This window comes from Pseudomonas sp. MF6747 (assembly GCF_963890955.1).
In the GTDB taxonomy this organism is placed as follows: Bacteria; Pseudomonadota; Gammaproteobacteria; order Pseudomonadales; family Pseudomonadaceae; genus Aquipseudomonas.
In genome coordinates, this window is sequence record NZ_CAWPSZ010000034.1 from 131,185 (window position 1) to 155,603 (window position 24,419).

General features: G+C 39.5%; 23 protein-coding genes. 10 read left to right on the forward strand and 13 right to left on the reverse strand.

The features are described from left to right. Positions 1-4 precede the first annotated feature (4 nt). The 3 genes from AACW30_RS22760 to AACW30_RS22770 form a co-directional block, all read right to left on the reverse strand. The gene (locus tag AACW30_RS22760) at positions 5-1,165 is read right to left on the reverse strand and encodes a hypothetical protein (RefSeq protein ID WP_200623464.1); all 1,161 of its coding nucleotides are present in this window, start codon (positions 1,163-1,165) and stop codon (positions 5-7) included. A gap of 51 nt (positions 1,166-1,216) precedes the next feature. Then, positions 1,217-2,095 carry a hypothetical protein gene (locus AACW30_RS22765; RefSeq protein WP_200623465.1) on the reverse strand — a complete coding sequence of 293 codons (879 nt, stop codon included), beginning with the start codon at positions 2,093-2,095 and terminating at the stop codon, positions 1,217-1,219. Positions 2,096-2,165: 70 nt separating this feature from the next. After that, the gene (locus tag AACW30_RS22770; protein WP_200623466.1) at positions 2,166-2,582 is read right to left on the reverse strand and encodes a hypothetical protein; all 417 of its coding nucleotides are present in this window, start codon (positions 2,580-2,582) and stop codon (positions 2,166-2,168) included. 155 nt (positions 2,583-2,737) lie between these two features. Between AACW30_RS22770 and AACW30_RS22775 the strand changes: the two genes are divergently transcribed. Both AACW30_RS22775 and AACW30_RS22780 read left to right on the forward strand, forming a co-directional pair. Continuing rightward, positions 2,738-4,978, forward strand: coding sequence for a hypothetical protein (locus AACW30_RS22775; protein WP_200623467.1), 2,241 nt, complete (start codon positions 2,738-2,740; stop codon positions 4,976-4,978). Continuing rightward, positions 4,975-5,718, forward strand: coding sequence for a hypothetical protein (locus AACW30_RS22780; RefSeq protein ID WP_200623468.1), 744 nt, complete (start codon positions 4,975-4,977; stop codon positions 5,716-5,718). Before AACW30_RS22775 ends, AACW30_RS22780 begins: the two co-directional genes overlap by 4 nt. 25 nt (positions 5,719-5,743) lie before the next feature. Here the strand turns inward: AACW30_RS22780 and AACW30_RS22785 are convergent, their stop codons facing one another. From AACW30_RS22785 to AACW30_RS22800, 4 genes are read right to left on the reverse strand one after another with little or no spacing between them, the layout of a single operon-like run. After that, on the reverse strand, positions 5,744-6,415 hold the full coding sequence (locus AACW30_RS22785) for a hypothetical protein (protein ID WP_200623469.1): 672 nt from the start codon (positions 6,413-6,415) through the stop codon (positions 5,744-5,746). Further along, positions 6,402-6,569: a hypothetical protein gene (locus tag AACW30_RS22790; RefSeq protein ID WP_200623471.1), complete on the reverse strand. Its 168-nt coding sequence runs from the start codon at positions 6,567-6,569 to the stop codon at positions 6,402-6,404. The genes AACW30_RS22785 and AACW30_RS22790 overlap by 14 nt, the downstream gene beginning before the upstream one ends. Then, entirely contained in the window at positions 6,562-7,398 is an 837-nt protein-coding gene (locus tag AACW30_RS22795; RefSeq protein ID WP_200623472.1) for a hypothetical protein, read from the reverse strand. The genes AACW30_RS22790 and AACW30_RS22795 overlap by 8 nt, the downstream gene beginning before the upstream one ends. Before the next feature lie 12 nt (positions 7,399-7,410). Continuing rightward, positions 7,411-7,875: a hypothetical protein gene (locus AACW30_RS22800; RefSeq protein ID WP_200623473.1), complete on the reverse strand. Its 465-nt coding sequence runs from the start codon at positions 7,873-7,875 to the stop codon at positions 7,411-7,413. Positions 7,876-8,000: 125 nt separating this feature from the next. Between AACW30_RS22800 and AACW30_RS22805 the strand changes: the two genes are divergently transcribed. After that, positions 8,001-8,225 carry a hypothetical protein gene (locus AACW30_RS22805; RefSeq protein WP_200623474.1) on the forward strand — a complete coding sequence of 75 codons (225 nt, stop codon included), beginning with the start codon at positions 8,001-8,003 and terminating at the stop codon, positions 8,223-8,225. A gap of 42 nt (positions 8,226-8,267) precedes the next feature. On the opposite strand, the gene AACW30_RS22810 is transcribed toward AACW30_RS22805, so the two are convergent. The 3 genes from AACW30_RS22810 to AACW30_RS22820 are packed head-to-tail and all read right to left on the reverse strand — an operon-like array spanning position 8,268 to position 11,898. Then, a complete protein-coding gene (locus AACW30_RS22810) occupies positions 8,268-10,667 on the reverse strand; it encodes a hypothetical protein (RefSeq protein ID WP_200623475.1) in 2,400 nt (799 codons plus the stop codon). Continuing rightward, on the reverse strand, positions 10,664-11,479 hold the full coding sequence (locus tag AACW30_RS22815) for a hypothetical protein (RefSeq protein WP_200623476.1): 816 nt from the start codon (positions 11,477-11,479) through the stop codon (positions 10,664-10,666). Before AACW30_RS22815 ends, AACW30_RS22810 begins: the two co-directional genes overlap by 4 nt. Positions 11,480-11,490: 11 nt before the next feature. After that, entirely contained in the window at positions 11,491-11,898 is a 408-nt protein-coding gene (locus AACW30_RS22820) for a hypothetical protein (protein WP_200623478.1), read from the reverse strand. Between the two features lie 676 nt (positions 11,899-12,574). Here AACW30_RS22820 and AACW30_RS22825 point away from each other — a divergent pair. The 5 genes from AACW30_RS22825 to AACW30_RS22845 all read left to right on the forward strand — a co-directional run bounded on the left by AACW30_RS22825 (position 12,575) and on the right by AACW30_RS22845 (position 19,759). Then, entirely contained in the window at positions 12,575-15,604 is a 3,030-nt protein-coding gene (locus AACW30_RS22825) for a hypothetical protein (protein ID WP_200623479.1), read from the forward strand. 110 nt (positions 15,605-15,714) lie between these two features. Then, on the forward strand, positions 15,715-16,335 hold the full coding sequence (locus tag AACW30_RS22830) for a hypothetical protein (protein WP_200623480.1): 621 nt from the start codon (positions 15,715-15,717) through the stop codon (positions 16,333-16,335). 54 nt (positions 16,336-16,389) lie between these two features. Further along, positions 16,390-18,714, forward strand: a complete 2,325-nt coding sequence (locus AACW30_RS22835) for a hypothetical protein (RefSeq protein ID WP_200623481.1) — start codon at positions 16,390-16,392, stop codon at positions 18,712-18,714. Between the two features lie 68 nt (positions 18,715-18,782). Next, positions 18,783-19,031: a hypothetical protein gene (locus AACW30_RS22840; RefSeq protein WP_200623482.1), complete on the forward strand. Its 249-nt coding sequence runs from the start codon at positions 18,783-18,785 to the stop codon at positions 19,029-19,031. A 335-nt stretch (positions 19,032-19,366) separates the two neighbouring features. Next, positions 19,367-19,759: a hypothetical protein gene (locus AACW30_RS22845; protein ID WP_200623483.1), complete on the forward strand. Its 393-nt coding sequence runs from the start codon at positions 19,367-19,369 to the stop codon at positions 19,757-19,759. Between the two features lie 32 nt (positions 19,760-19,791). Here AACW30_RS22845 and AACW30_RS22850 read toward each other — a convergent pair whose 3' ends face one another. The 3 genes from AACW30_RS22850 to AACW30_RS22860 all read right to left on the reverse strand — a co-directional run bounded on the left by AACW30_RS22850 (position 19,792) and on the right by AACW30_RS22860 (position 22,021). After that, positions 19,792-20,691, reverse strand: a complete 900-nt coding sequence (locus tag AACW30_RS22850; protein WP_200623484.1) for a hypothetical protein — start codon at positions 20,689-20,691, stop codon at positions 19,792-19,794. 193 nt (positions 20,692-20,884) lie between these two features. Then, positions 20,885-21,121: a hypothetical protein gene (locus AACW30_RS22855; protein ID WP_200623486.1), complete on the reverse strand. Its 237-nt coding sequence runs from the start codon at positions 21,119-21,121 to the stop codon at positions 20,885-20,887. 474 nt (positions 21,122-21,595) lie between these two features. Continuing rightward, positions 21,596-22,021: a hypothetical protein gene (locus tag AACW30_RS22860; protein ID WP_200623488.1), complete on the reverse strand. Its 426-nt coding sequence runs from the start codon at positions 22,019-22,021 to the stop codon at positions 21,596-21,598. Between the two features lie 551 nt (positions 22,022-22,572). Here AACW30_RS22860 and AACW30_RS22865 point away from each other — a divergent pair. Both AACW30_RS22865 and AACW30_RS22870 read left to right on the forward strand, forming a co-directional pair. Then, positions 22,573-23,868 carry a hypothetical protein gene (locus AACW30_RS22865; RefSeq protein WP_200623490.1) on the forward strand — a complete coding sequence of 432 codons (1,296 nt, stop codon included), beginning with the start codon at positions 22,573-22,575 and terminating at the stop codon, positions 23,866-23,868. Between the two features lie 74 nt (positions 23,869-23,942). Continuing rightward, entirely contained in the window at positions 23,943-24,242 is a 300-nt protein-coding gene (locus tag AACW30_RS22870) for a hypothetical protein (protein ID WP_200623492.1), read from the forward strand. Positions 24,243-24,419 lie beyond the last annotated feature (177 nt).

The following is a 24,419-nucleotide window of genomic DNA, read 5'->3' on the forward strand; positions in this document are numbered from 1 at the left end:
GTTATTACTTCCATGGTCTTGGGTTTAAGCCTTCTAGTGATGGCCTGAAATTAGTTCTCACATTATACTCTTCTGTTAACCATCCGCCTTTATGAAAGGTAAAGTAGTCTATCAGTTCTTTATAATTGCTGAATGTTTGATGGTCTTTTACAGCTTCTTTAATCATTGTGTCATCAATGTCAAATGCGTTAGAGAATGATAGCTCAATATCATTGTAGTTCATAATTTCTAAAAGCTTCATACCACGTTCACACATGGAAGTTTCAATTCCGAAAACCTGAGCTGTTTCATTTGCCGGGTAAAAGGCGGTGATTAGGTGTAGCTTCCTGTATTCTGTATCTTTTACGGTTCTGACATTGAAATACCCATCTGTACAAACGAATAAAAGCTCAAACTCTTCATCTTCGGTCTGTTGCCAGTAAACGCCTTTCAGTTCATCCGTCTTCTCTGAGTATGGGAATTCAGGAATGTCAGTGGTGAGGTGCCTATCAATATCATCTGAGGTGTAATGTCTCGTCAGCTTGTAAATTTCCTTGAGCATGAATGTAATGTCAACGTCACGTTCTTTCTTGTTCAAGAAAATTTTGAATATGATGTCTATTACATAGTTCCTTGAAACAGTGTTCGCAATCTGTTCTATTGGGTTTATAGGGTTGTCTAGCTTCTGTATGCCTTCAAGGTACAAATCAATGGGTACTAAATCTCTAAAGCCGTAATATAAATCTATTTTTCTTGGGCATTCTGTAAGCGATAAAATCCTCTCAAATGTATCCTCTATACAATTCTCAACAAAGAATATATTGTAGTCATCTTGATGGTAATATTGTTGGTTCTCGGAATAAAATTTACTGAACGCTTTCGCTATAACTTGTTCTTCATAATTCTTGAATTTACCTTTTGTATAATGGCTAAGCATTATTGACTGAATGGTTTGATGCTGCTGATGGCCTATATCGAAATAATCACCATATAAAATGAAGCAATCTGAATTCTTTATTTTCTCAGAGATTGAAGCAAGTCTATTGAGTACGTTAATGTGTGTGAATATATTAAAATTATTCGCATCTATTTTATCTTCAATCTCGTAGATTAAGCCTCTTTCTATATCATAAAGTGTTTTGGTAAATAGTTGCGGGGTGTAAGTGAATTTTTGTTTTATGTCCATGTTGGTTTCCATAGGTTATTTTGGTTTGCAAGTTGTGGGTTTTCTGTTCCGCTATTTAATTTCATTTCCGTTCTCATCCCACCCATAGAAGGCGAATGGGTCGGGTTTGCTGCTAGTTGTCTCATTTACTATCCAGCTCTTAATAAGGTTATTGCCTTCACCATAATGAAGCATTTCATATACAAGAAAACCTTCATCAGTCATTGCAATACCATCCATTTTTGGTGCTTCTGGGTTTGAAGATATTTCAACTTTCAATTCCCCTTGATTGGTATTGAAATTGAATTCAAGCCAAATCAGGTAGGTGCTTTGCTCAGTTCTGAACAATAAACGTTTGTCGATAAGCTTAACATTCAAATCATACTTGCTGTTTTTTTTCATGAATGTAGAACATGGCTCAATTACATACCAATATGCTGAATCTCGAAAATACTTCATTAATTTCTTATAGGGCACATGAAATTTTCCATCATGAATTAGAGTCAGTGCATAGCAACTTATTAACAGATTTGTAATGTCGTATTCCTTAAATGAGTAAGATGGTCTGTGTTCGGTTAGGACTTGTCTGAGATTGTATTCAATGCCTCTCTTAACCTTATAGAGAAATGCGTTTTTAAGGTGTTGCTCAAAACTCATTTCAGCATGATTAAGATAATTCTGGTGCCTTGCGTATTCATTCAATAGCTCATTATATTTCGTATAAAATCTAGTCCATCCTGTATTTGTATTAACTATGATTATTTCATTATGGTAATAGTCATCAGGCCAGTAAGGCTCAAAAGATTTGAGTGCTTCTTTAGTAAGCAATTTGAACATGCGTTCTCTAAACGGCCATGCTATGTAAATTTTACGGTTAGGTCTAAGAAGCTGTTTGTTAGCCATTTTGGCTATTCTTCTGCATTCTTGGTCTACATACTTCTCTATATCCATAATGGGTTTCCATGTGTTGTTTTGTGTTCAATCTTTAACATTAAATTGGTGAAGCCCTTGAAGGCTTCGTTTAATACATCCAACTGATAACCAGTGCTGCGATTAGCACAAAGACAGCTATTCCGAAGAATGCTTTAACACAAGGTTTTAATTCGTGCTTGGTAACTGATGATGGTTCTTTCTTCTCTACAACTACTGAATGTGATTTGTCATTGACAATTACCACTGTGACTGGCCCATATTTTTCAAAAGCCGCCTGAGCTGCAGCACGAATTTCATCTTCATTATCGCGAATGATGTTCGGCTTTCTAATGACATTTTCGCCTACTTTTTTTTGTAATGGTTGTTCATCCCCATAATCGAAATCATGTAGCTCATCACCCATATCAAATTCATCACCAATTGCAAAATGACCTTCTATTGATTTGGTGGTTTCTGCTTCTGTTTGATTTTTAGTTGTTTCCGACTCTTCTATTTTTTCATTCATAAATGACCTTGCGTTATTAGTTACTTACCATTATTACATGTAAATAACCCTTTGCAAGAATAAGCATTAAAATATATGTATAAAAAGTAGCTGAATAATTTGATTATGGTTATTTATATAGTACAATAATATTAGATAAACAATATAAGGAAACTATGTCTAAGATAAATAATCAAGTCGTCGCTACTAGCTATGCTGCTGATGATAATAAGTTTGTTGGTGAGAAGATAAGTCTTGATACTGCTACTCATGAAAAATACAAGAAGGAATACTCAAAGTTCACTAAGGAAATTTTAAAGAATAATCCAGACCTAAGCTTTGATTACTCGCATTACCCAGCCCTAACCGTTTCACACAATTACAGTGCTGTTGCTGTCATCACCCCAAAATTGACTGATGCCGGTGAAAAGGATTTCTCTAATACCTACGTTGCGTTGTTGGCTGATGCCTTCAGACACACTGATACGCTTGATGCTTTGAAGAACCTCATGCCAAGCATTGGTGTTGACTTCAATAAGTTGAGGGTTCGTGATGATTTAGGTGAGAAGCAACAGCTTGTTGATGACTCACTTGACGCTATCAAAGATGGCTCCACCGATTTCAAGAATTACACAAATCTTCGTCAAGCCATGAAGCCGCTCGCTGTCAAAGTTGCTGCTGAGGTAGAAGATGACTTTTCATTCTCTAACCCTGAACTAGCTAAGAATGACAATGACTTGAATGAAGCTAATGAGGCTCGTAAGAAACTCAATGAAGATTACAATCCTCAGAACGTTGAAGACGTTTCTAAGAAGACAAAGCTTCATGATGGTATCAAGCAAGCCCTACATGACCAGAACGGTAGAGCGGCTGATGAAGATGATTGGTTAGAAAGACGTATGAAAGAATTGGATTTACATTTCAACCATCACAAAACCCCAGCTTACAAGAATCTCCCTTTGCCGTTCATCCATGACGTGACCATTCATGACAAATACAACCGTGAGTTGTTGAGCTGGAGAACTGGTGGCGGTTCTATCAAAATTCATGAAGCGGGTATCTTCAATGAAAATGCTGGTCAATTGGCTGCTGAGGCTGCTTACAAGAAGTTTGGTCATGGCAAGGTGTGCTTCAACGTCAGTGCCAGTGCAAGAGAACGCTACAAAGACAATCTAGGCATGATTTATGAACAGAAGCTTAATCAGTTGATTAAAGCCGGATTTGAGCCTGAACAGATTGTGTTCCACAAAGACTGGCAATACATGGTTAATGACAAAATCAAGGAAATGAAGAACCTTGCTGAGTTCGATCAAGCTACCCCTGAGCAAGTGGCCGAAGCTGAGAAGGCTACGCAAGACTACAACGCCAAAAATCAGGATGTTGAAGGTGTTAAAGACGCACCTGATGCACCAGCAACGCAAGCCGCTGATGGTGTGCCTGATAAGGCCGCTCCGGTCGATTCTAGCCCTGTCAATGAACAGACCATACCTGACGTTCCAGTGTCTGCTGATGTGCCTGCAAAAGCCCCGGCTGAGCCTGTTGCTGAGGTGAAGAAGAAGTTGATTTTGAACAAATGCACGCTCATCAAGACAAAAAATGATGAAGATCCGGCTAAGGAGAAATACAACCTCATTGGTCAGAAAGGGTTGGTTGAATCCATGTCAGGCCCAACGCTTCACAAGGTGTTCACTGAGCTAACCAAAGCTGCTGGAATCGACGTTAAGCAAATCGCTGGTACGTGGTTGAGTGATGAGCAAGTCTTGACCTATGGCGATTTTAAGAAGGCTGAGACTGCTAGACATGAGGGTATGACTGAAGAACAAATCAAGGAATCGAAGGAAGAATACAGCTTTCCAGCGGCTTATGAAGTCCTCAAAGAAATGAAGGAAGCTGCCAAGCTCGCCCTAGCTTCACCAGAGGTTGCTGTTGCTGATTTAGCCGTAGATGTGGCTGTTGATGCCGTGGTCAATGCTGAGCTTCCTGCAGCGGCTGATGAGCCTGTTGTGGGTGATGTGCCTGACTATGTGTCTGAGCAAATACCTGACAACTACAATGATGATTATGATTTTGACAAAGACATTCTTGAAGGTGTGTTCACAAATTCCTTTGATGAACCGGCTGTTGCTGAACCTGCTCAATACTCCATTGAAGACACTGAGCGTTTCTTAGCTGAGGCGTTTGATATGCCAGAAGTCTTGGAGTCACCTGAGTATGCTGACTTGCAACAAGCAAGAGCAAAAGCATCTGGTGAAGAGCCAGAGCATAAAGCGAAGGTGGATGATTCAGGTATTGATTTCAATGATGCCGTTAGAGATTTGGCCGGTGAGAAAGAGAAAATTGAGAATGCTAAGAAAGTGGTCAAGTCTGCCATTGCAAACGAAACCCGCAAAACAAACTATAAAACTGAGGTGAAATGATGGGATTGAATTTGAAGAATGAACATTTGTATGGAGTAAGAAAGCCAAAAACCTATGCTGATAAATTGTCAGCATTGGCTAAGCAATACCTCAATCAAAAATACAAAGAGAAGCAAACCGCCTATTTTGGTGACGCTGATAATTTCTGCAAGACTTTTATGGGTGAACCTAACCCTTTCTTGTTGGAGTTGAAAAACTATACGCTACAAGAAATTGTAGTGAGAGACATTGTTGATTCGCTTTCAAGAGAGACATTGAATTTAGTGCGTGAAGAATTCACGGCTAGGGTGTGTAAGGTTGAGGCTAATGATATAAAGGTTGTGCGTATTGACAACAATCCACAAAAGCTAGCCATGATGTATGAAGAAAAGCTTGATATTTTAAAGGCTAGTAAATCTCAGTTAGTCAGTTTTGAAGTGTTCAAATTCAACAATGGGAAGACTTTTAACAGTGATACGACTGTTGCTGAGTATTTGAATGAGTTGTGCTATGAAATGGTGTTGTCAGACGCTCCTGACAATGAAAAGCAAGCGGCCTTCTTCAAAGAAGTGAACGTGTTGTTCTCTGAGTTCTTGAAAGCTTATGGCTTGGGTATCAAGAAAAAGTATCAGTTCAAGAATTCATCCAGCTTGAAAGGTGTGTTGAGTGATTTGGAGGTGAGGAATGAAGTGGATTATCAATCTACCTCAAAAATTGTAAGGTGGGTTACAAACGGGACAAGAGAAGATTCAGACTTTTAAACAGAACCAGCTACGGCTGGTTTATTTAATTAAAGTTCAAGGTTGATTTCTTTTCTTCGGTTTTGTCGCTGCCATCCATCACAATATCATCTTCTTTGCTCAAAACTGGAGGGGGTTCAGTAGCTGTACCACTGTCGGTTGATTTCGATGGTTCTTCTTCTGAGAGAATTCCAGTGGCGTGAAGCTCCTTAAAGACTTTTGTTTTGATTGCACTTAACCTAACCTCTATGGGCTGCAACAGCTTTGAACAGTTGTCGTTCCAGAAAACCACTAAATCAAGGTTGCTAGTGTTATCAATGCTTGGGTTCGCTTCAATTATCTTCTTTGCGATTTTTCGTAATAGCTCCCTGTGGTTAGCCTTGCATTTGTATAAGAAGTCTTTCCGTTCATATTCTATGATTAGCTGGATGATTTGATATTCATCTTTTAGCTGTTCCAGTTCTTCAGGATAAAATTCAGACCTGTTTTTCATTTCCTGCTCACGTATTTTCATAATCTGGTATGCATCACTCAAGCCATGTTTGTAAGCGTGGTCAAGAAAGATATGCTCAACCTTGTCATAGGATAAGTTGAGAGTTTTCAATTTCAGCTCGGTATTAGGTGTAGCGATAAAATCAAATTCATCTGGTGAATCTGGTGGTTCCACTGCAATAGCATTAGCGGATTTAAAAAGTGACAGAAATTTACTCCACATCATCTACCTGACGTGGTTTATCTTTTAAGTTCTTCTCAAAAATGTCTGCCATGTCTTTAAGGATTTCGGCCTTCTCATCTGGTTTGATATGGCAATTCTCTTTTTTCAAGAATTCATCCCACTTGTTTAAGAAATGGTTCGTTGACTGATTATTCATTTGGTTTCTCCTTGTTGTTGATTATGCTGTTGATTATGTCTTCCTTGCTGAAATGGATGCTTTCATTTCCTATTTCGCCATTGTAGGTGAATACGTTCACCTGTTTACCATCAGGGCTAAATCCATTGTGCTTGATGTAAATTCCACCTTGATAGATAGCAATAGTCCCTTTCACGCCGTTGGTGAATTCAAAAGGTATCCAGAAGTCTTCATAGGTTAAGTCTTCGTTAGTCACAAGCTGATTAACTGACTTTTCTTTTTTCCAGCTAGGTTTTTCATTAGTGTTGCTAGGTGTTTTGTTTTTAGATACTTTTTTCCTTAGATTGATAGAAAAGCTATGAATTGCAGCTTTGCCACCATTTTTGACTTCCATCAATCGCCTAAAGTAATTATCCACTATGTCTTTATAGGTGAGCTTCTTTTCTTCGTTAGCAAAGAATGTCTCATACTGTTTTAGAAGAATTTTCTGTGGAAGCTCTTTGACATTCTTGTGTTTCAAAAGTATTTTAATGTCAATGTAGCGGGTGTGTATTTCAAAATGGCTTTTCAGCTCGTTAATGTAGTTGTCGAGAATTTCAACGTTAATGCCTTCCTTCCTTATGAAGAAATTTCTTAGGGTATCAGCAAAGGCGGGTAGGTGTTTATACGTCACTAAGCCGCAAACGTAGCTGTTGAATGCTGTTATATTCTGGTCAGTTTTGAGTAAGCCTATATCTTCCGATAATAAGACTTTTTTCTCAGTTAGTTTTTTGGCTGATTGGAAGAATTCATTTTTCGCAATTTCTTCTTCGGCTTTCAATTCTTCGTAGGTGTATGCTTCATAGCTCATGGTTTCCTCATGTTAGTTGTTAATCAATAGATTTTCAATTTTGTGAATAATCTGTTTGTGTTTTTCGTTAAACTTCTTCCTAACTGGTTGAGTCAGATAGATGTAATCCATTTCAACGCTATTCTTGTCAAAGGTCATCAGCATTTCATTCTTGTTGTATGAAGAGGGGTCTATCTCTAAAATTCTATTTTGAGTGAAGCTTGCTGTTTTTGCTTCAATTGTCAATTTTCTGAATTCCTCAATGTCTACTTTGATAAGCTCGTAAAGTTCTTTGAACAGTTCATTACACGCTTCAATCTTTTCTTTCTTTCGAGGGCTGATAGCTTTTGCCCTATGGCGTAAAGCGTCATACATGCCAAGGTTGACCACGCTGAACAGATTGTTTAAGTGGGTTTCTGGTAATTCAAAGGTTAAATCAATAGCAATGTCTACCAGCTTATCTACTACGTCTGGTGTGTATTTCTTAGTGAACTTCATTTAATTTCCTGTTGTTATAATTCCATAATATCATATAAATAACCTTGTTCAATAATTTAGCTTTACAAATATTGAAATCTAGTTTGATTTTGGTAGAATGATAGTAACTAACAATTTTGAATATTATGAACACAAACAACGAAAGCATACTAACAAATGAAGAAAAAGAATTTATAGCGTCGATGGTGGCGTTAGAAAGGTTTGATGATGGGTTTGATTATGACTATGAATTAGACAATCCATTCAGCAATTATGATGAAGCTGATTTTGATAGAGAGACAAGCAACCGCTTGATGGAAGAATACAGAAAGTCAGTGTTGATAGAATTGTTAGATAATCCATTTGAGTGATGGATAGAGAAATAAACTAAACCCCTTGATGGGGTTTTTGTTTTACTTCGTTTTAGGTTTTGTGGCTTTAAGCTCATCAGCTTGTGCCTTCCTTTCTTGTTCAGCTCGTTCTCTGGCCCTGATTTCATCGAGGTTACGTTTCACAATGTCAGCTTCCGTCTCTGGTTTAACAGGTGCTGGGGTAGCCGGTGGTGTAGGTGTTGAAGCTACTGCCGGTTGAGCTGGTGGTGTGACTGGTGTAGGAGCAACCGCAACCACTGGTTCTGGCTTCGTTTTCGGTGGTTCGACCATTTCCACTGGCTTGAATTTATCAAGGTGTTTAAGAGCCTGTTCAAGACGTGTAGGGCATTCCAGCTTTACCAGCTCCACTATCTGAGCATATTGAGCTTTGAGGTCTTCCGGGTCGGCCTTGTGCTTGGATTTCTTGGGAGGGTCTATGACCATTAGCGGATCTAGGCCAGCTTTGAGCAAGTCCACGAATGCGAACGCGATAGGGCTTCTATCAACGCTTTTCCACTGGTTTGAGACGGTCTTAATGTCGAAGGTATGACCTGCTGACTTGTAAGCCGTAATGGCTCGTTGGTTGGCTTCACGCACGGCCAACGCTTTCTTCTGCAGCTCGATCTTCAACCACTGCTCATCATCAGGGGTAGGGGTGTACCCTTCGACCTTCAAGCCAAGCATGGAAGCTTCACGCCAGATGTTTTGAGCCTTGCGGGTGGTTCCCTGACTGGTGATGACTACCGTTGAGTACCCATTCTCTAAATACATCTGAGCCAGTGCCCTAGCGGCGGCTGGGCTTTCACTGGTCAAGCTGGTTTTGAGGGTGTCGCTGGTGTATTCCTTTACCACTATGGCTTGACGGTTGAAACGCTTGTCATAGAAGACGCCTCGGTCATATGTCAGGTAATTCTTCAAGGTGATGCCGAACTGACCCCCGTTGTCTGCCATATATTCAGGGATACCAGCATAGTCATACATGAATTTCTTCTTGTAGCTGAAAGCCTTCTTCCACTGGGTACCAGACAGCTCAATGTCAGGCTCTGGCACTAGGCCGGAGTCCTTGCGGGTGGCTTTGGTCTTACGGTGACGGTTCGCTTCACGCACGGCACGGATAGCGTCGATGGTGGCCGGGTCGTTGAGATCGATCGGTAGGTCTTTCTTGAACGAAATGCCCAGCTTCGACATGGAAACCTCAGTGTCAGTATCTGCTAGGTAGACAGTAAATCCCTGCACGGTGCCAGTCTTGGTTAGGTTGGGTATCAAGAAGACGTTGTGAGCCTCGAGGGCGGCGTTCAGGTCGGTGAATGACTGATGGTCAGGGTTCTTCAAAATCTCCACCACATCAGCCATCTGCAGCTTGGCTTCTGCGGTAAGGTTTTCAGAGTGGTAAAGGTTTGTAGCTCTGGTTAACGTCTGCTTTCCGAATTTACCTGAACCAGCACAGTATTTAAGGTTGTATGTCTTGTCACCCCACTTGACCAGCAATTTGTCTTTAGAGCTGGCTGGTGAATTTTCATCGTCTTCAAGAGCTGGGTCTAATGGCTTGAACCAATTTGGATTAGGAACAATCGTAACTCCTAACTCGGCCATCATTCTTTTTTGAATGGTTGAATCACTACTTTTGAAAATCTTGTTCATCACGCTTTGGAATGATTTATATTCTTTCTCGCTTGTAGGTATGAAACGTTCCTTAGCTGCAAGGGTGTTGGTCTTGTCAAGATACTGATTGAACTGTGGTGAGTTCTCTAAATGAATCAACGCCCAAAACATTCTGAGCTTGGAATTATTCAGGTCAAGGTTCTTGCCATCATACGACTTGCTAAGCATAGGGATATGAAGGTGTGACTTGTATACGCCATCCTCTATTTTTATGTGCGGTACAGGAAAGGTTGGGTAATTGTCTTCCTTCTCTCTGGTGAATAGCTTCGTGAATTCAATACGCATTTCAAGAAGTAATCTGACCTGCTGTTTCTCTGTCAACCTGCCAGCTTCTTCTGGTGAAAGGGTTAAGAAATGGTCATAGACATAATAAGCTTTCATGATTTCAGCACGTTCAGCTAATGTAGAACCTTTTAAGCTTTGGTTCTTTTTTAACTGCTTCAATTCTGCTGGCGTGGCGTTCTTTTCCCATATTTCAATCAATGCATCTGCTACCGCGTAGCTATACTCATTTAGTTTCTTCTCGTACTCTGGTTGTCCATAATAGTTATGAGGGTGGGGTAGAGCAACAAGACTGGTCAACTCAGTAGGTAGACGCTGAACGATACCTTGCTCTTTCAGGAATATTGAGTCTGATATGAGATACTTGATATACCCTTTTAAACCTTCTCTGGTGTGAATAAATTCACGGCTCATGGAAACGAATTTCTTTCCAAACTTAGCTTTCTGTATCTTCTGTTTATTGTCGTGGTCAGCTTCCATCGCTGCTGCTGTTGTCATGTTGTACCTTTAATTTCGTTAGCTTTTTTGTTGAGAGAAACAATCCCCTTAAATAGTTCTTCGATGCCCGTTGAGCTGCCTTCAAGCAAGCTGGTGTTGATAGCGTGGTTGAGTTCGTTCCACTGAGTCAGCAACGCATCAGCACGTTTGTATTGCTCCGTGTTGACATGCTCAATCAAGAACTCAACCTTGCTTTGAATGGCCTGCTTTAATGCTCGACGGTTGTAAGCATCAGGACGTTGACCAGCTTGGAAGACGCCATTGTTTTTAAAGTTGCTGGCATAGACGCTGCTGGTGTGACGTGAGTAGAAATTTCTCTTGCGGGGTAGCCTTTCATTCACATCAATTTCACTGAGACGCCTTTTGAAACGTTCAGCTTCTTTGGACGTATCAGCTTCATGTCGAACGTTGCCAGTGATGATAGAACCTATCGACTTTGCAAGATTTTCAACTTGGTCTTGAAAGGTTGTAAGAATGTTAACGGTGGCTACTTTTTTCATGTTCTTGAAACCTCTCTCAACCTTTTCTACTTCTGCAATAGCAAGCGGTAACTTCTTCTCATTGGCGTTCTTCAAAACTTCTTTGACTATCTGGATTGACTGTGTTGATTGTGAACCAATGTTGTTCATCAACTTCTTGGATTCACGGCCAGATTGATTACGAGTAAGAGCCTTACCATTGAGTATCATGTCAACAAGGGTGTTGACGTTATTGATACCATATGTGAAGGCAATTTCATTAAGTAGGTTGACGTAGGAAGGGTTTAGCTTCAGTTCAATCTTCTTGTTTCTTTTCTCCTTAACTCTGTTCATCCAGTCCTCTGTTAGTGGTTCTTTGATAGAGCTGCTTTGACCTGCTCCAAGGTGGTGTAGCCTTGTGATTTAAGAAACTTCAAAATCTGTTCATGGTTCTTCTTGGTAACGATTTCTTCTAACAGCTTGTCGATGCGGTTAACCACAATCTTGAACGTGTCTCTGTCCAAACGAGCTTGTTCAATCTCATAAGACTTAGACTTGATTTTCCCCTTAGCGGATTCAAGAGCTTCTGGATTATCAAGCAAATCAAAAGCGTTAGATTTAAGCTCACGTTCTTCTTGTTCAAGCTTTGCAAGAAGTCTTTCATTATCTTGCTTTTGCTTCTCGTATTTTGTCTTGCTTCTGGTCAATTCATAATCGCCAGTGGTGGAAAGTTTGTTGATGATTTCATCAGCCAAAATAATTGGTGTAGTCATTTATAGCTCCTATTAGTTAAATGATAAGAAAGAATAGTTCTATCTATACTTTAAATATTATCATACTAATGAGGGTAGTCAATTAAGTGGATATTATTTGATAGTTAGGTGAGGCAATATTTAGTGATGTTGCTATACAAATTAAGCTTGAAATACAAGACAACTGAAAGGCGTCAGAAAACTATTTGACGGTAGACAAATACATACATCTTGCTTTAATGATTTCTTTAGCTTGTAGATAGTGTCTACCGTATGGTGTCTACCGTCATGTGTCTACCGTTGAGAAATGATGTGTCTACCGTTGCTTGTCTACCGTTATAAGTTTGCTGCAGGTCAAATGCTTTTTTCTGGGGTTTGATGTTCTTAGGTCAATAAAATTTTAGCATTATAATGTGTGGTTGATTTGCAATAAATTAACCGCATGGTAATATTAAAGTATAAACATCTTTATCATATATGAATGACCAACACAATAAACAAAACCCCAAGACTGAAAGCAGTGTATTGGGTGCTATTGTGTCATATTTCTTATATTCTGTTATCTCCCCTTTAAAGTTAATAGGCAACATATTAGGCTGGAAGAAATTCAAGGAAGATAGTGAATCTACTAAATGGTTATTGAATGAAATTGGTTTCGACGTTGAGCAAGAAAAAATAAATACAACAAGAGGTAACAATGAAATGGTTAATTAAACTAATGCTGGTCATGACACTTGCCTTCTCTGGTAGTGTCTACGCTGAACGTACACCAATGGAAGTGGCTGCTGAAGCCCGTGTGTCGTCTGAGCCGGTTGATACAACTGACTTGGTTAAATTCAGTATCCCTCAAAGGGACTTCTACATTAACGGGTTCAACGGTGCCATCTGTGGCCCGTGCCTTCAGCTTCCACTTCCAAAGATGCTGGCTAATCACCTTCTCTACAATCCTGACCTAGCTCAAAACAGTGGTGGGTTGCTGGGTGTGTTGGTTGAAAATCTTTATTTGAGGGTAGGTGGTGCAATAGGGTACGGCTTTGCAATTCTTTGGTTGTTTAACCTCTGGTGGACTGCAAGCAAGAACTCTAAATACAACGACAAGGATAGTGCGGCTATCAAGGCTGCTATCAAAGAACAACACAACAAAAACTTAAAACTGACGTTGTTGGTTTTAGGTGTGGGGTTAATCATTCAACCTGAAATTTTCTTGTCGGCAATCACCGTTGCCGTGCTTCTTATCATCGCTATATTGAACTGGGCTAGCTTGACGTTTACCGTGGCGATTGCTGAACACGCACCTGACATAACAACAGTGGTTGCTGACGTTCAACCTAAGCTTACGCAATACAACACATCTGAACAGATTGGTATCTGGAATGGTATAGCTGAGACGGTCACTAAGACTGCTATCATCGCTTCTCATAACAATCAATTAGGTCGTAGCGGATTCTTCTCATCTGGTTTGACAAAGAAGGATGTGGTGAACGACATTGAGAACAATGTGAAGCTCAACATGGTTCCTGTTATTCGTAACGGTATCGTTGAGCAAATCAACATGGTGTGGAATGAAAAGTTTGATAACTATGATGCTGCCAAGTATGGTAGAGCCAGCATCCTTTTCCCTATCCGTGCTACTAACCTTGATTCATCTATTGAGCAAGAAGCTGACACTGACTTGACTAATGAAGTTCGTTTGATAGCTCAAGCTGATGGTCAGAAAGTTTTCACGGCTGATGACTTCTATTCAAAACTCAATCAATACGAATCAGCGGCCTTGTCATTGGTGGCTGATGGTAAATTCGTTGAAGCACAAAGCTTCTATGATACTGACATAGTTTTGAAAGTGGCTGATAGTTTAGATAGTGGTTTGGGCCGTATCAAACAAAAGTATTTGTCTGAGGGCTTGGGTAGCGATACGAACGCTAAGGTCTACAAGATATACAGTGCTACTTTCTTAAACTCTGCACAAGGTTTGAACCCTGCGTTGACTTGGAAAGGTAAATGGAAATACATGCAGGAAGCGAGCAACCATCCTTTAAAATACAATTGCTCAAATTTCTATGACAAGCAAATTGATGACATTCACATCAACGGCTTTAACATCCTTTCTGGTGGTACGCCTTGGCTTGATGCTGGAAGAATTGCCGCTACCTTACCTACCCAGTGCGTGACCTTCAAAGGTGGCGTTGCTATGTACATGGGTGTTGACGCTAAGACTGATGAAGCTAATGTGTTGCTCTACAAAGACAGAACAACCGCCAGTGGTATTGCTGTTAGTAACTTGACCAGCAACATCATAGAAGGTGCCTTGTTGGGTCAGTTGAAATTCATGCAAGCAAACAATCCATACAAGAACGCATTGTATTCAAATATAGACCTTGGATTTATCCATGCTGGTGTTTCAGCAACTGCCATCGGTAAAGCGTTGAATAACAGTGCAAGAATGGGTGACTCTGTTAGAAATGGTTTGGTTGTTGATTATGCGGCTGGTGGTGATTACAGCGTTGGTGTGGACTTCAACAAATTGTTTGGTGATGAAAGAGAAACAAAAGACCTTGCTAACAATGAAGGCTACAAACAAATCACCACTGATTACAAACCTTTGATTTTCGATTCACTCATTAACCCAGCGAAAGCGGGTAGTAGCACAACGTATCAACAGGCTCAAAACTTCAATGAAGAAGGTGAGTCATTCAGTGATACGCTCATCAACATCATGCAAAGTAACTCTGCCTTGTTTTCAAATTTCAAAGGTGACTTAGGTTTATCACAAGACAAAACGATTTCAAGAGGTATTGTGGAATGTAATGCAATGGCCCTCGCATGTGATAATAGAGGTACAGCAACAGTATCATCAATTTACAGAAGTGACCCGCTCATGTTGGGTGTATACATCAAAATGGGTACCACGGCTGTTGCTGCTGTTAAACAATTCGACATTGGTAGTATTATCAATAAGTTTGGTATCAGTGGGGATTCATGGATTGGCAAGCAATTAGGTAAGGCTTCTGCTGTTCTTAGCAAATTTGCTTTCTTGTTCCAAATGGCGATGGCTGCTCTTGATGTATTGTTAGTGCCGTTAGATTTGCTTGCGAACATCTTTATCATGATTGGCCTATGGGCATTAGCCTTACAAATTCTACCCGCCATACAAATGATAATGGTTGCTGCATTAAGCTTGTTGTTAGTTGTTGAAATGGTTCTTGTGATTTACTTGGCTATCTTACAAGCCGTCTTTAAACGTGACCCAAGATACGCTTTGACTGGATTGAAGCAAATCTTTGGTAGCTGGTTAGGTATTTTGTTCTACCTCATCGGTCATTACATCATGCTTACCTTCATCTACTATCTATCCTTTACAAGCGTGTCCAGAGCTATCTACACGTCCGTAGCGGGTGATGGTGGGGTGTTCGGTATGTTGGCTGGTATCGTGGTTGTATTGTTCACCTACGCTTTCCTACACACCTTGTTCTTGACCATTCCTAGATTGACCATGAGCATGAAGAACGTGATTGTTGGTAATGACAGCAACATTCTTGATGAAGCTGCTGCTAACAGAACCCTTGAAACGTTGGCTGTCACCTATCTTGGTGAAAGAGCTGCTGTCGGTTCGATGGAAGCGATGAAAAACAAAGCCGTTGGAAAGGTTAAAGAGTTGTGGGGTAAACCAACCGCACCTGCTACACCACCTACTGACGCAAAACCACCTACCAATACAGAAGGTAGATAAGATAAGGCCAGCAAATGCTGGCTTTATTTTTTCACTGGTTGTTTGTATTTGAAAGGTTGTTAAAGTATTAAGGCGTGGTAATATGTAATCATATAACATCAGTATTCAATATGAGTAACCTTACCAAAGTAATTTATACAGAAGAACAGCTTAGACCTGAAATTCTATCGTTGTGTGCCTACTTCACCTGTTTTGTTGATTTTGAGCATTCTGGTAAAGATTTTAATCTTAGTACAGTTCATAAGAATGACGAACTAGCTTTATTCTACTTCGGTGGTTGGGTTGGTGATGTTGTTTCCGTGGCTGGTGGTCAAACAAAGAACCTCTACAAGCTGGTTGAATTCATCACTGATAATAATTTATGGCCGACCATAAAAAGAGAAAGAAGTAGAAAGACCTTCTATCGCCAAAAGCTCAACACTGATAAACGTTTCTCTGATGTGATAAAAGCATTGAGAGAGCTGAATGACCCTGAATTGAATGAATGCATTAGGAGTTACAGATTTTTCTTGTTCTCTGTTGCGTATACCGCTGTCGGTGAAGTTGGTCATGAGAAATTGATGAAAATGCAACCGGGTACGGCTGGTAGATTAGCCTACGGTCAAATTCAAAAATTGATGAAGAAAACCAAAAGAGGAATAATTAAACGTATATCCATGATATGTGTATTCATTGCAATGGGTGTTATTTTGTATAACCTACTTGCTTCAGGATTCTTGTTAACTATTTAATTAGACATAGGGCATTCACATGATATAATCTAAATATACACATTATAATATCGTATGAAACAACTAATCACTATTCTGTTTTTCACATTCACTTTGCTTGCTTCTAATCTGGCTTTTGCTGATGCAACTTCTGCTTGTCAGCCGGGTAATGGTGCATTAAGTAAAATGGAAGTCACAGAATGCATTCAAGAGCATGATAAAAGCTCACAAATGTTTAAGTTCATAAAAATCTTTGTCGGCAAGGCTGAGATTGATTTCGCTGTGAACCTTGTCACTAATTTAATGACGATGGATTTCACTTCATCAACTGTAGATTTGGAATACAAAGATGACGCTGCAACGGCGTTATTCAAAGCGATTGACCATGTGGTCAACAGAATTTCATCAGTGACTTTCGGACTCATCTTGTGTGGTGTGATATTGATGGCCCTCATCAGGGGTAGCCGTGAAGGTGTTGTACTTGGTGCCAACGTTTTACCTTTTGCCGCTGTTTCTCTCATACTAGGCATAGCAGTAATTACAGGTCATTTTGCTTTTTTCATAAAAGTTCTGTTTGTCATCATGTTTATCATGGCATTCGCAATATTCTTCTCTACCAACATATTTTCATTCTTTGTTAATGACTTGTCTGGTGTTGAAACCAGATTACACAAAAATGCTGATACATTCAGTGAAGCGGCTGTTTACAGCATGATTGAATGGCATATTGAAGATATTGTTGCTCGTAAAGGTATGTTGGTAGAAACCGGCAACCTTGAAGTGACCTATCAGGGTATCAAGCTTAAAGATAAAGAATTTGTTGCTTGCTTACTCAAAGAGCAAAAAGCCCCGTCTGGTAAAAGCTCGGTTAAGTTCTATCAGGCTGGGGATATTGAAAAGACTCAATATTGTGCGGGTGAAGAGCTAGGTTATAAAACCTACAAGATAGGTCATATCGCTGATAAGAAGACAACTAACGAAAGCTCAATCCTCATGTTGAAAATGATGAGTATGCAACCGGCTTTAAGAAACATTGCATACGGCATTATCAACAACAACTGTGCTAGCGTTTATAACGTTGATAAGGATTTAATCAAGGATTACATTTCAAGTTGCGTTGATATGAGGGCTGATGGTTCATTCAACATCAGTGCTGATGGTTTTGTTAAGACTTTACAAAATTCAGAAATTGCAGACATAGATGTTGTTCAGGGTCAAATTCAGCAACAGGTTGATGAGCTAGCTTTTTCTTCATTCACTGAAATGTTGAAGAATGGCAACAGTGTTGATAAATCAGTGATTGAATCGGTTAAGTATGATGACATGTTCTCTAACTTCCAATTAGGCTCAATCTACAAGAAAGCCTATGAATCAACCGCCATGAAAGCCATTGACCTTGAAGTGGTGAATGAGGTTGCAATCAAGAAAAGTAAGCTTCAACAATTTTTCAATCTAGAAGACAACCTTTCAATTTTTGATGGTCAGGGTTCAAAGAATACCTTTGGTTTGAATGAATATTATGGAAGCTTGAAGCCTCAATCAAATATCAACAGTGAAATGATAGCCTTGTTGGACGGTGTAGCGGGTGGTGCATTAACTGACGCTGGTATGCAGTACAAAGACTGTAAACAAAGCGGATTCTGTAAATCTGCAACGGCTAACTTCGTAACACCAGTCTTTGAGCTTGGCCGTGAAATTATTCCTTACGTTGCTTCTGTCTATACCATAGCTATTGTGGCTGAGACGTATTGGAAGACTAAATATGAATCTGCTGACCAGAATGACCCAAACAGACCTTACTTCATCAGCAATGCTAGGTTCTGGCACGGTTTCGGTATGGCGGCGTTGGGTATCATAGGTGCCCTAGGTATCGCCACGCTATTCTTGATTAGAGTGATGTTCATTGATTACTTCAGGCTCTTTGCTGTGGGCATGTTGATGCCGTTCCTAGTGCCATTCACGTTTGGCTATGCCTTGCTGGTGAGTACCTACAAAAAAATGTTCAGAGACGATGGTGAATCGTTTACAGACATGATGAAGAAATATGGTGTGGTTGATGTTATGTTGAGAATGCCACTTGTATCAATTGGCTCTATCATCGGTCTTACTACTATGATGATTTTGATGTTCATCGCTAGTGTTTTACTCAGTAAATTGTTTGGTGGTTTCGCCATTGAGAATAGTGATGCGGGTACAGCAACATTGACGTTAAAAGCCTTGTTCTTTGTGTTTATCTATTCAGTCAGCTACATGGTTTCTTTCTTCATCGGTATGAAGGCTTCTTTCAAAGCAACAGAAGCGGCCATAAACAAATTTTGTTATAGAGCGGATTCTTATGATGATGCCATTGGTCAGTTAATGTCTAAAGCAAAAGGTTTCATAGGTAAGTTAGGGAGATAATTGTTGTGCCTTATTGTTTTGATGCTAAGGCATGATAAAATGAAAGAAAGAATAAGTTATGTGAGTTTATGAATATTGATAAAATTGAACATTTGAAAAGATTAAGCGTCAATGATTTGTTTAGATTGTGTGTTATGAGTTTTATCATTAGCGTTGCTGTTGGCAGCTTTGGGTTAAGTGGTTCATCATTTGCTCAATTCGGTATCTGGATGGTTGGTTTATTAGTTCCAGTCAGTTTGGGTTTTGCATTTCATGGGGTAATCATTGCGGTTCATTTAAAGAGAAGGTTGAGACAGTTAAAAAAGAAGCCAGCATGAAGCTGGTTTTTTAATGCCTGTAATTTGATTAAGGTATTTATATATGATACGATTAAAGTAACAACAACTACATTCATTATGACTAACTTAAACTCACAAGCAAAACAGTTTCTATTCTGGTATTTTTTATCAGGCTTCGCTTTTATCTATGTTCGTTTCTCATTGGGCTGGTCTTTGCTCGATTCATTCTCACTGCTATTCGCTTTAACTATTTTACCAACGTATATTTTGGGTATTGTTATTAACTATTACTACCCATTCAAAAAATATGCTTTGTCTTATGGTGTAATAATAACTGCAATAGCATTAGCATTTTGTAAAGCGGCTGGTGTGATATGACTGAAATTAGCTCTATACCTTTGACACTTAAAACGAATGAAAGAAGTGTAGAGTTTGAGATTGAGCTTTCGATGAAGGGTTACGAGATATTTACTCGTATGATTAAACAAAAGCATTACTTGTTCAATCCTGACCTGATGCGTTTACGCACAACCTACATTCAGACTCATGGGCATGAAGAAAAAAGATTCCCTGAGCAAATGTCAGTTGAAAGCTTAGCTGGAATGGTTCAAAGGATTAGCTTGAAGCACAACAGAACCCCAGCGGATTTGGACATTTTAGAGCTGTATTACACACCTGAGACAAATAAGTTTCGCTTCAAATTCCTTAGTTCTGTTTCAGATGAATTTGATTACATTGCGGAATACAAGAAAAGCAAAGGAGCCTGATAAGCTCCCTTGTTGTTTATGTCCATAGTTCATCACTTGGTCTTCACATCCACATCCTCCATCCAATCCATCCCATCAGAAGCTTCTGGTGCGTCTTCATAGTCACCAATATCCATCACCTCTACACCATTCTCATCTACGTCAATGAACGATGAATCATCTAAGAAGCTGTCTTCACTGATTTCCACTTCTTCAACCTCCAGCACAATCGTTTCTTCCTGAGCTGGTTCCTGTTCAACCGGCTTTAAAAGCTCTTCTGGTGGGTTAAAAGCGGGAAGGGCTGGTGTAGGAATGGATATCGTCTCATCGGCCACGGCTGGTGTGCCTAGAAGCTCCTGCAGGCGTTTGTAGCGTTTGCTCTCGTAGTAGTTCTTACCCAGTAGCTGTTGATACTGGAATGGTCGTTTCGTCTCAACGGCGTTGTAGAAGGCCATCGGCTTACCCACAAACCTCACAAATTCACCCTTTTGGCCGCGTGCTTTCGCTTCTAGGTCGTTAGGGATTGCCGTAGGGTCGAACTGCTCTAAAAGGTCAAAAGCAATGAAGACAGCACCTTGTTCAGTCAGGTCAGTGATTTCTAGAAGCTGGTGGCCTAGGTAGTCATGAAACAGGTGTGAGACGGCTAGGGCAAGGTCTTGACGGTTGTAGCTGCAGATCGACGTGTAGACGGGGAGGTGAGTGGATATCGGATACACCAACCCTTTTGAGTAAGCTACTGCTTGGGCTTTTTCAGCCGGGGATTTCCATTTGTAGACCTTTTGCATGAAGCCAAGAATTTTGATGATGAGCGGTATGTCTCCGGGCTTGGCTTTCTTCTCCATGATTGAAGCGGCTTCTACAACCTTCAACAGTTCAGTGAATTCATCAAAGCTTTTTATCTTGTCTGTTGTTGTATCAAATTCAATCTTTCCGGTGTTCGTGGGTATTCTCATGTAATAAACGTTTGTTAGTCTCTTTCATTTTACCATTCAGCTTTTCAAAAACAAGTATCTGTATTTCTTAACGTCAATCCCTGTGACTTTTAAAAACGGATTATCTACATTGCCATGAGGTTCTTGGCGTAAAATCAAGGTCAAATTTCAGGCAAATAAAAAACCCTCTCGGGTTATTTTGTTAATTCACTCATCAACTTAACTCTAATTCAAGCTGCTTAGGCTCATCTTTTTCTGTTTCTATTGAAACCAGAGCAATCAATAAAAAAATATGGTAAATAAAGATTAAAAAATAACCTGCAATTTGATACCAGAAGCCTACATCTAGTTTCATGAATAGTGCTGTTGCTAGTGAAGCTGATGCTGCGAGTGTAAGAACAATAGTAAGAAATGCCAAGACTTGTTTGTTTTCAGTTTCTTTGAGGTTCATGATTGTCTCTTTTGTTGTTTATATAGTAATATTGTAACCTTTATTAGTTAATTGTAAATAGCAAAGTATTATAATATTTCAATTATTTATTAAGTTTAATGGTTGTTGGTGTTCTATGATGATTTGATTAACCTCAACTGGCATGTATAATTTGATTAACAATAATTCGGATATCTATGATTACTAAGTTTGTGCTGTTCTTTGTCGCTGTCTCTCTTTTTTTTGCCACTGTGATGTTCGTGTCTGGTGGGTATTACGCCAGTGGAAACGCCTACATGGCGTTCAATGACTGTTTAGACGTGGTTTTTAAGAAGCAATGGGTGTATTCAGCGGGTGGGGCTTTGTGCCTCTGTTTCATGGTCGGTAGGCTTGGTAAGACACAAGATTGATAGGTAATCACAACTGACATTTGCTTGATTTACAGTGTTAACCGCAAATATACCGGTTTATAATTCCGACATGAAAAAACCCTATTCAAAGGGTTGCTTTCATTTCAATGTTTCTCAGTTTTTCATCACAAGCTTCAAAGTACCTTTCTGCTTTCATGATGTATTCAGGTGTGATTGTGTCTAAATCAATTATCTCTCCAAAGATTTCAAGCATGATACTGTCAATCAATTGTAGTAGTTTTACGGGGGTGTAGCTCACGTAATTTCCACCTTCAATACAACCCTTCGTTCCTTCTAAATGAACAAGGTGTTTCAAGTGGTTTGTTATGAACCATAACCCGTTGATGATGAATGAGGATTGTTTAACTAAATCAGGCTTGAGGTTGTGAATCTTTACAGGTTCGTAGTTTTCAACTACAAGTTTTGTTATTCTGTTATAGATTTTGTTTTTTCTTATAACTGTGTCTCGTACCGAAAATGGTACTCTTTTTCTCTTTCTAATGTCTGTCATATATTTTCTCGTTGTTTCTTTAATCGTAACATTTGGTTCTTATATGTCAAACGTATAGAGTGAATTTTTTGCATTTATTATTATAGTGATGTTCAATCTACTTCAACTGTGCTTGAAGATACAGCAAAATTTACGTTATACCTCGTTTCAATTCGGACATATAGATTTTATGGGTTTGAAAGAAAGTTTTATAGATTTTGCTTTTATTCACCAGATGCTTTTGATTTTGACCTTAAGATATAAGAGGTACTATTTGTACTAAGAGTACTATATGTACTGTTGAGCCGATTTCTCTAACCCTTTAAATACGTGGCTTACAGGGGTGGTCAAAATCGTTCAATCTACTTCAACTGTGCTTCATTCTACTTCAACTGTGCTTCAATCTACTTCAACTGTGCTTCATTCTACTTCAACTGTGCTCTGACATGAAAAAATGGCTTAAAATCAACATCGTGATTTTTGCCTAATTTTATTTTTAAAAAAGTAGCTCTATACGTTTGACATTTAAGCTTTCTATGTAATGATATTTATATAACTAAGGATTACATAGGATGAACAATAATAACGAGCTAACAGAAATATACAAAACATTCATGGATGTTTACAAAGAAGCGAAAGTATCAGGCAATCAAGGCGTTTGGGCTAAGAGCCTTCTTCTTCTTTCCATGTTCAACCCTGCAAGGAATTTGCAAAAGTATGCGGTTGGTGAATCTAACGACATTGCAAATCTTGAAAAAGCTAACAGCTTGGGTTTGAGAAGTGTTGAAGTATCACCTAATGCTGTAACCATCAATATTGGTGAAGAAGAGCTTGGCGGCACTCCTTACAAAGAATTTGTTTTCTATGGGTATCAACTCAACACTGAGTTACATTTTGTTTTCTGCCACGACCTAGTTTCAAAACTCCAAAAGACTTATGAGCAACAAGGCTCTGACCTTGTGGTTGACTTTCAATTAGTGATGCGTGATTGCAACCTTGATACTAAACACACTGGATTCTATAAGGCTGCATTCATTGAGGTTCTAGATAGAATGTTCTATTCATCAGCTAAAATAGTGATGAAAGATGGTGGTGAAATCAATGACAGATTTATCTACAAAAGAGAAATTAAAGGTGATTTTATCCATATCAAATTTGGTGATATTTTCACCGACTCCGTTGTTAAAGACACATGGAGTAAGAAAATTGATTGGAAAGACAAGATGGCTTTGAAGAGTGGTACGCCAAGAATTCTTTTCGACAAAGTAGAAATGTTCAATGCTTATGGAGAGGCTAGATTCAGCGTTAAAACCATGTTGAAGCTGTGTGAATGTTCCTCAAAGTCATTGAATGAAGCAATACAGTATTACAAAGAGATTGGTTATGTTGATGACGTGATTGATGTGAGAAGGGGAAAGACCATTGTTGAAAAGACCTTGATTATCAATAAGTCATTCAATTTGAAAAAATTCGCAAGAGATAATTCACCAGTTGAAAGAAAAGCCCCAGCTTTACCAGAAGTTGCCTGTGCTTCAATTCTCCCTAAAGTTGAGAGTAGTGCTGAGCAAGGTTCAGTGAAAAAAGACAGTCTTCTAGCCAACATAGACTTTTTGGCTGAGACTGAGGTTTCATTAGCTGTTAAAGCCTACGAAAGAAAGAAGTCAGGTGTTGATTTGGTTGAACCAGAAGGCATGAGTGATGAAGAATACAGAATGGATTTCGACTCAATTTTCACTGAGCAAAAAGCCCTTGTGAAAGACACTAAAAGCTCTTCACCAGAACAAGCTGTTGACGTTGTGGACGCTGATGCATGGGAAGCAACGTGTGATTTCAACAGTTGGGTGGATGAGTCGAACAAAGGAAATTGAAGGCTAAATCATGCCTTCTTTGACTTGTTGAGGATTTAGGATATTAGTATTAGTAGATAATATGAGAATTAAGGATGATTTATTTAGACACTACGATTTTAGCTGACATTGAGAAAGGTTCGTTTGAAGACGCATTGCTTTCAGCACTAGAAGAGCTTCGCCACTTCGGCACCACTCGCCCTACGCTGACCGGCGTAGAGTTCACTGAACGTTGCCTGAAGGCTAATTTTCGCTTAGACGGGGAGGGTAGCCCTTCGATGTGCGTTCACGTTGCCGGGTTGGCTGCGTCAGTCGCTGAATGGGAGCATGTGACACACATTAGGTTCATCATGGTTCCCAAGCTCAATACAGCCACTTTTGAGATGAAATTTTGACTGGTAGACCTTACGCCTAGGCCGTCAGGATTGTGGCCTTGTAAATGGCTATTATGCGATACAGCTTCATGATGCAATCCTTGCTGAACCTGATGCGTTGGCTTCTGGTGATTACGTCAAGATGTGAATCTTGGGTCATTTCGATGAAGCTTTGAAAAATGCTGATGAAGTGTGCGT